This window comes from Streptomyces sp. URMC 127 (assembly GCF_051386535.1).
Classification (GTDB): Bacteria; Actinomycetota; Actinomycetes; order Streptomycetales; family Streptomycetaceae; genus Streptomyces.
On record NZ_JBPQTW010000284.1, the window covers coordinates 1 to 7,188 of the forward strand.

Annotated in this window: 6 protein-coding genes; 1 reads left to right on the top strand and 5 read right to left on the bottom strand. The window is 73.7% G+C overall.

All coding sequences use genetic code 11. From position 1 onward, the window contains the following. Positions 1-93: 93 nt before the first annotated feature. The 5 genes from ACSNOH_RS31955 to fmt form a co-directional block, all read right to left on the bottom strand. Positions 94-1,359 carry a cytochrome P450 gene (locus tag ACSNOH_RS31955; protein ID WP_436724944.1) on the bottom strand — a complete coding sequence of 422 codons (1,266 nt, stop codon included), beginning with the start codon at positions 1,357-1,359 and terminating at the stop codon, positions 94-96. 364 nt (positions 1,360-1,723) lie between these two features. Further along, entirely contained in the window at positions 1,724-2,713 is a 990-nt protein-coding gene (locus tag ACSNOH_RS31960) for a sugar-binding transcriptional regulator (protein WP_436724949.1), read from the bottom strand. A gap of 152 nt (positions 2,714-2,865) precedes the next feature. Beyond that, a complete protein-coding gene (gene rpe, locus ACSNOH_RS31965) occupies positions 2,866-3,552 on the bottom strand; it encodes a ribulose-phosphate 3-epimerase (RefSeq protein ID WP_436724945.1) in 687 nt (228 codons plus the stop codon). Positions 3,553-3,992: 440 nt separating this feature from the next. Further along, complete coding sequence (locus ACSNOH_RS31970) at positions 3,993-5,417, bottom strand: RsmB/NOP family class I SAM-dependent RNA methyltransferase (RefSeq protein ID WP_436724946.1); 1,425 nt, start codon at positions 5,415-5,417, stop codon at positions 3,993-3,995. A 105-nt stretch (positions 5,418-5,522) separates the two neighbouring features. Next, entirely contained in the window at positions 5,523-6,458 is a 936-nt protein-coding gene (gene fmt, locus ACSNOH_RS31975) for a methionyl-tRNA formyltransferase (protein WP_436724947.1), read from the bottom strand. Between the two features lie 282 nt (positions 6,459-6,740). Here fmt and ACSNOH_RS31980 point away from each other — a divergent pair. Beyond that, positions 6,741-7,188 (top strand): hypothetical protein (locus ACSNOH_RS31980; RefSeq protein WP_436724948.1); only part of this gene is annotated, 448 nt, incomplete at its 3' end.

The window sequence follows — 7,188 nt, forward strand, 5'->3', positions numbered from 1 at the left end:
CCGATGCCGCGGCGCTCCAGGAGCATCGTGTGGGCGGTGCCGGGCGGCACCGGTGCCAGGTGGTGCCAGGTGGTGTCAGCGGCGCAGCCGGGGTCAGGCGCTGTCAGCGGCCTCGGTGTCGGCCGGCCGGGCGGCGATGCGCGACCAGGTGACGGGCAGGGCGTCGAGCCAGCGCACGACCATGCCCTGCTTCCAGCTCAGCTCCTCCTCGGGCACCGCGAGGCGCAGGCCCTCGACGCGGCGCGCGAGCGCACCGATCGCCACCTGCAGCTGCATGCGGGCCAGGTGCGCGCCCGGGCAGAAGTGGGCGCCGAGGCCGAAGCCCAGGTGCGGGTTGGCGCCGCGCTCGAAGTCGAGCTCCTCGGGCGAGGCGAAGACGTCCGGGTCCCGGTTGGCGGCGCAGATCGAGCCGACCACGGCCTCGCCGGCGCGCACGACCGTCCCGCCGAGCTCGACGTCCGCGGTCGCGTAGCGGGGGAACATCGTCGACGTGTGGAAGGGGACGTAGCGGATGAGCTCCTCCACGGCCGCCGGCACCAGCTCGGGGTTCGACCGGATGCGGTCGAACTCCTTCGGGTGCTGCATGAGGGTGAGCACGAAGTTGGCGAGGGTGAGCACGGTGTTCTGCACGCCGGGGGCGAGCAGGCGCACCGCGACCAGCACCAGCTCGTCCTCGGTGAGCCGCTCGGGGTCCTCGTCCCGGGCCTGGATCATGCCGTTGAGGAGGCTGTCGGTCGGCTCGCTGCGGCGTATGCCGACCAGTTTCGCCATATAGCGGTGGAGGTTCCCCATGTATGCGGTCATCTGCTCCGGCGAGAGCGAGGTCGTGGAAACCACTGCCTGGGACCATTCCTGGAAATCCGCACGGTCCTCGAAGGGCACGCCGAGCAGTTCGCAGATGACAGTGACGGCCAGCGGGTTGATGAATTCTTCCATCAGGTCGGTCGGGGAATCGGCCGGGGATTCCTTGCGGGCGAGCGCGTCGAGCAGTTCGTCGGCCTTCCGCTGGGTGAGCGGGCGCAGCCGTTCGGTCTGCCGGGGCGTCAGGCCGGCGTTGGCGACCCGGCGCAGCCGGGTGTGGTCCGGCGGGTCCATCGACAGCAGGCCGCGGTCGACGACCTCCGCGCCGATCCGGGGCTCGTCCCGGTGGAGCGTCTCCGCCCGGCTGAAGGTGTTGTCGGTCATCACCTTGCGGATGTCCGCGTAGCGGGTGGCGAGCCAGGCCTCGTCGCCGTACGGGAGCTTGACCCGGCTCAGCGGCTCGTGCTCGCGGAGCTCCGCGTACGTCGGGTCCAATTCAAGACCGGAGGCCTCTCCGAATGGATAGGACCGCACCTGGAGCGTCTTGTCGTCATTCACCTTCAGGACGTCCTTTCCGGAAGCGGCTGCACACGGAAATGGAGTCTGCTGAGGGGTATTTGCACTGTCAAGCGATCTTGTCTACTGACGCCATTAGGGTTTGCTTGTCTTCGCTGCTGGAATCGGCTGGCGAAGCGGGCGGCAGGCGCTCATGACCTCGGTCACACGCCTGGAAAACCGGGGCGCCGACCGGTGAATTCCCCAATGGAATGCAAAATTCCGCCCTACGCTTTTACAAAGCCGAAACGCGGTCCGGAAAGGAGCGGGAAAGGAAAAAGCGGACGCCGTGCCCGGTGGCACGTGCGCCCGCTCCATGGCCGCCCGCGGCGGCGGTGCGGCTCCCCCGCGGCGGCGGGGTGCGCCGCTAGGACCCGTCGGGGTCCGCCCGGTCGAGCGCCGGGCGGGGGCCCGGGCCCGTCTCCGTGAGCAGGTAGTCGGCGGCCGTGGTGTCCGTGACCAGGCTCGTGACCAGCCCGGACCGCAGCACCGCGCCGATCGCCGCCGCCTTGCGCCGGCCGCCGGCGATCGCGACGACCTCCGGTATCCGGCGCAGCCGGTCGGCCTCGACCGTGATGCAGCGCTCGCCCAGGTCGCGGCCGATCCGGCGGCCCTCGGCGTCGAAGAGGTGCGCGGACATCTCCGCGGCGGCGCCCAGCGAGGCGTAGTGGGCCCGCTCCTCCTCGGTCAGCATGTCGTAGACGGTCGAGATGCCCGGCGCCCACGAGCCGATGGAGACCGCCGCGACCGTCACCTTGTCGAAGTAGTCGAAGGCGCGGGCGATGCCCGTCTGACCGCGCAGCGCGGCGGCCGTGGCCGGGTCGGGCAGCAGCATGGGCGCGTAGATCGGGTGCGCCTCGCCGCCGGAGACCTGCGCGGCGCGGCGCACGGCCTCCACCGAGCCGCGCTCGGCCGTCCCCGCGTCGTAGACGCCCGTGAGCTGGACGACGGTGCACGGGGGCAGCCGGTGCAGCGCCGCGGCCATGTGGATGGTCGAGCGGCCCCAGGCGAGGCCCAGCACATCGCCCTCGTGCACCAGCTCGCCGAGCAGGTCCGCAGCCACCTCGCCGAGGTTCTCGGGGTCGGGCGCGTCGTCCGCGGCGTCGGCGGGGGACTCGACGACCACCGCGTGGCGCAGGCCGTAGCGGGCGCGCAGCGCGTCGGAGCGCTCCGCGTCCAGCTCGGCGGGGACCCGGATCTCGATCCGCACGAGATCGCGTTCGAGCGCCGTCTCCAGCACCCGGGCGACCTTGAAGCGGCTCACGCCGAACTCCTCGGCGATCTGGATCTTCGATTTGCCCTCGAGGTAGAAGCGGCGGGCCATGGCCGCCGCCTGCACCAGCTCGGCGGGCCCCATCGGCGTGGCTGAACGGCCCGTCGACACCACCGTCTCCTCACTGTTCTCACACTGTTCGAGCTTGGACTCCACCGTCATCCTGTCAGAAACGGCGCTCCTTGATCAGACCCTGACCTTCGCGCTCAGCATTTCGGGCGAGCGCGGCACCCCGCTCAGTGCCCGCAGGCCCAGCCCGCACCGGCCGTGGCGCGCTCCGCCTGGGCGCGCAGCGCCCGTACGGTCGCCGCCGGGTCCTCCGTACCGTAGACGGCGGATCCGGCCACGAACACGTCCGCGCCGGCCTCCGCGCACCGTTCGATCGTCTCCGCCGAGACCCCGCCGTCGACCTGCAGCCACATCTGCAGGCCGTGCCGCGCGATCAGCTCCCGGGTGCGGCGGATCTTCGGCAGCATGATGTCCAGGAACGCCTGGCCGCCGAAGCCGGGCTCGACCGTCATGATCAGCAGCATGTCCAGCTCGGGCAGCAGGTCCTCGTACGGCTCGATCGGCGTCGCCGGCTTCAGCGCCATCGACGCGCGGGCGCCCTTCGCCCGGATCTCCCGCGCGAGCCGCACGGGCGCGGCCGCCGCCTCGGCGTGGAAGGTCACCGAACCGGCGCCGGCCTCCACGTACTGCGGCGCCCAGCGGTCGGGGTCCTCGATCATCAGGTGGCAGTCCAGCGGGGTGTCCGTGGCCCGGCTCAGCGACTCGACGATCGGCACGCCGAGGGTGAGGTTGGGGACGAAGTGGTTGTCCATGACGTCGACGTGGAGCCAGTCGGCGCCCTTGACCGCCTCGGCCTCGTCGGCGAGTCGGGCGAAGTCAGCGGACAGGATGCTGGGGTTGATCTGCACGGCCATGCCTTAAGCCTGCCATGTCCGCTGCGCTCACCTGTGCGGGGGCCTGCTTGAACGGGGTGGGCGCCTTCCGGCTGCGCCGTGGTGCCGGGTGCCGCGTCGCCCCCGCGGCGGCGGATCAGTGGGGCAGGGAGCCTGCCCTTCTGTCCCGCCGCAACGGCGATCAGCCGACGCGGCGCGGTCCGGCGGTGCCATGGCCGCTCAGCCGCGGGGTACGGCCCGAGGCCGGTCCGGCACCGCCGGGCCCCTTCCGGGGGTTTCGCGCCGCGGCGGCGGAGTGAAGAGGCGGGGCCTCTTCACTCGGTCTGCCGCGCTTCGGCCATGCCGCAGAGGCGATTACCGAAGGGGCTTCGCCCCTTCGGGTCCGCCGCCGCGGTGCGCAACCCCTACGGCGTGACCCGGCGGTGCCTGACCCGTCCCAGCCCCCGGAAAGGCCCCCGCCGCTAGGCGGTACGGCGGAGCAGCGCCAGATACATCGCGTCCGTGCCGTGCAGGTGCGGCCACAGCTGTACGTCCGGGCCCTCGCCCAGCGCCGGGACGCCCTGCATGTGCGGGCGCGCGTCGATCCACTCCGCGCTCACGCCGTCCCGCTTCAGCACGTCGTCCACGACGGCCTTCGTCTCGGCCGGGTGCGGCGAGCACGTCGCGTACCCCACGACACCGCCCACCCGCACGGCCCGCAGCGCCGACCGCAGCAGGTCGCGCTGGAGCGGGGCGAAACCCGCCACGTCCTCCGGGCGGCGGCGCCAGCGCGCCTCGGGGCGGCGGCGCAGGGCGCCCAGCCCGGTGCAGGGCACGTCGACGAGGACCCGGTCGAAGACGCCCTCGCGCCACGGCGGGCGCGTCCCGTCCGCGGCGATGACCTGGTACGGCCCCGGATTCCCGGCGAGCGCCCGCCCCACCAGTCGCGCCCGGTGCGGCTGCTTCTCGGACGCCAGCAGCGCCGCCCCCCGCTCGGCGGCCAGCGCGGCCAGGAGCGCCGCCTTGCCGCCGGGCCCGGCGCAGCCGTCGAGCCAGCGCTCGTCCGGTCCGTCCACCGGCACGGACGCGAGCGCGAGCGCGACCAGCTGGCTGCCCTCGTCCTGGACGCCGGCCCGGCCCTCCCGGACGGCGTCCAGCGCCCCGGGCTCGCCGCCCTCGGCGAGCCGCACGGCGTACGGCGACCAGCGGCCCGGCAGCGCCGAGTCCTCGCCGGCGGCCGCCAGCAGCTCCTGCGGGGTGGAGCGGCCCGGCCGGGCGACCAGCGTGACCTCCGGCCGCTCGTTGTCGGCCTCCAGCAGGTCCTCGATGCCGGCGCGGCCGCCGCCGAGCGCGTCCCACAGGGCGGAGACGACCCAGCGCGGGTGCGCGTGCACCACGGCGAGGTGTGCCTCGGGATCGTCCTCGTACGGCGGGGCGACCTTCTCCAGCCACCCGTCCAGGTCGTGCGCGGTGATCTTCCGCAGGACGGCGTTCACGAACTTCGCCCGCCCGTCGCCGAGCACGACCCGCGCCAGCTCCACACTGGCGGACACGGCCGCGTGCGGCGGGATGCGCGTGCCGAGCAGCTGGTGGGCGCCGAGGCTGAGGACGTCCAGGACCGGCGGGTCCACCTCGCCCAGCGGCCGGTCGACGCACGCCGCGATGATCGCGTCGTACGTCCCCTGGCGGCGCAGCGTGCCGTAGACCAGCTCCGTCGCGAGCGCGGCGTCACGCGCCTCGAAGCCCTCGTTCTCCCGGGCCTTGCGCAGCAGCGGCGGCAGGACCAGGTTCGCGTACGCGTCCCGCTCGTCGACCGCCCGCAGCGCCTCGAAGGCGAGGATCCGCACCGGGTCCTTCTTCGGCCGGCGGTAGGGCTTTGCGGGGCGGCGGGATGGACGGTCGTTCACGAAAGGTGCTCCGGGGCTGGGGTGGCGAAGGTGTCCAGCCTACGCTCTGTGTTCAGCGCTCCGCGATGCTCCGCCCCCGGCCGTCCGCGAGGGTCCGCAGGGTTCTCAGGCCGCGCCGAGCCGCTCGCCCGCGGCGATGCGGACGCCCCGGGCCCAGTCGGCGGCCTTCATCGGCTTCTTGCCCTGCGGCTGGACCCACTGCAGCTCGACGGCGTGGGAGCCCGTCCCCACGTGCACGGAGTTCTTGGCGGCGGCGATCTCGCCGGGGGCGAGCCCGGCCCGGTCGGGTGTGAGCGCCACGGACATGACCTTCAGGCGCTCGCCCCGGAAGACCGTCCAGGCGCCCGGCGCCGGAGCGCACCCGCGGACCACGCGGTCCACGCGCAGCGCCGGCGCGGACCAGTCGATCCGGGCGTCCTCAACGCTGATCTTCGGGGCGAGGGAGATGCCCTCGGCGGGCTGCGGCACGGCCTTCAGGGAGCCGTCCTCGATGCCGTCCATCGTGGCGGCGAGCAGCCCCGAGCCGGCGAACGCGAGCCGGGTCAGCAGGTCGCCGCTGGTGTCTGTGGGCCGCACCCGCTCGGTGACCACGCCGTAGACCGGACCCGAGTCCAGGCCCTCCTCGATGAGGAAGGTGGAGGCGCCGGTGACCTCGTCGCCCGCGAGGATCGCGTGCTGCACGGGCGCCGCGCCGCGCCAGGCGGGCAGCAGGGAGAAGTGCAGGTTGACCCAGCCGTGCACCGGGATGTCCAGGGCCGCCTTCGGCAGCAGCGCGCCGTAGGCGACGACCGGGCAGCAGTCCGGGGCGATCTCGCGCAGCCGGGCGAGGAATTCCGGATCGCGCGGGCGCGCGGGCTTGAGCACCTCGATGCCGGCCTCCTCCGCGCGCTCGGCGACGGGGCTCGCGACCAGGCGGCGGCCGCGGCCGGCGGGGGCGTCGGGCCGCGTGACGACGGCGACGACCTCGTGGCGGTCCGAGGCGAGCAGGGCGTCGAGGGCGGGGACGGCGACCTCGGGGGTGCCGGCGAAGACGAGCCTCATGGGTGGCGAACTACCTCTCCTCGGGCGCCGAGCTGAACGGCCGGGCTGAACGGCCCACCAGTCTAAAGGGCCTTCGGCCCGGGGGGCGTACGGATCGTCACGCGCCTCATTCCGGCGGATGTGCGCCCCCATACCGTGACCCGGTGGCCCATGGCGCGTTGTGGTCAAGAGAGATTGACCGAATCGGGCCGCCGCCGCGGGACTCTTCCCTCGCTCGTCGGCCGTCGCGTCAACTCTCGTCATTTTCCGTCCTTTTACCCCGCCGGTCCGAGAGGCTTCTTCATGGCCGACCACGCAACCCACGACGCCCAGGCACGGGCCAGCCTGCATCTGTTGGTCCGGGACATCGAGCGGGTCCGCAGGCAGGTGGACGCCCTGCGCACCCTCACCGCTCAGCTGGGCAACGTCTACCGCCCGCGGCGCACCGGCCCGTCGGCCGGCTTCGTCGTCTACGGGCGGGCCCCCGCGCCGACGGTACGGCTGGCGCAGGAGCTGCGGGACAGTGTCGAGACCCTGGTGACGGCCGCGGTCGACTTCGACCGCTCGCTGGGCTTCTCGTGGGACGCGGTGGGCTCGGCGCTCGGGGTCACGAAGCAGGCGGTGCACCGGCGTTACGGGGCGCGCCGGACGAACGGGGCCGCGTCCGCGGAGGCGGCGGAGGCGGTGCGGACGGCGGAGCCGTCGCCGGTGCCGGTCGTGCCGGCCGCGCGCACGGTCCCGGCCCAGACCC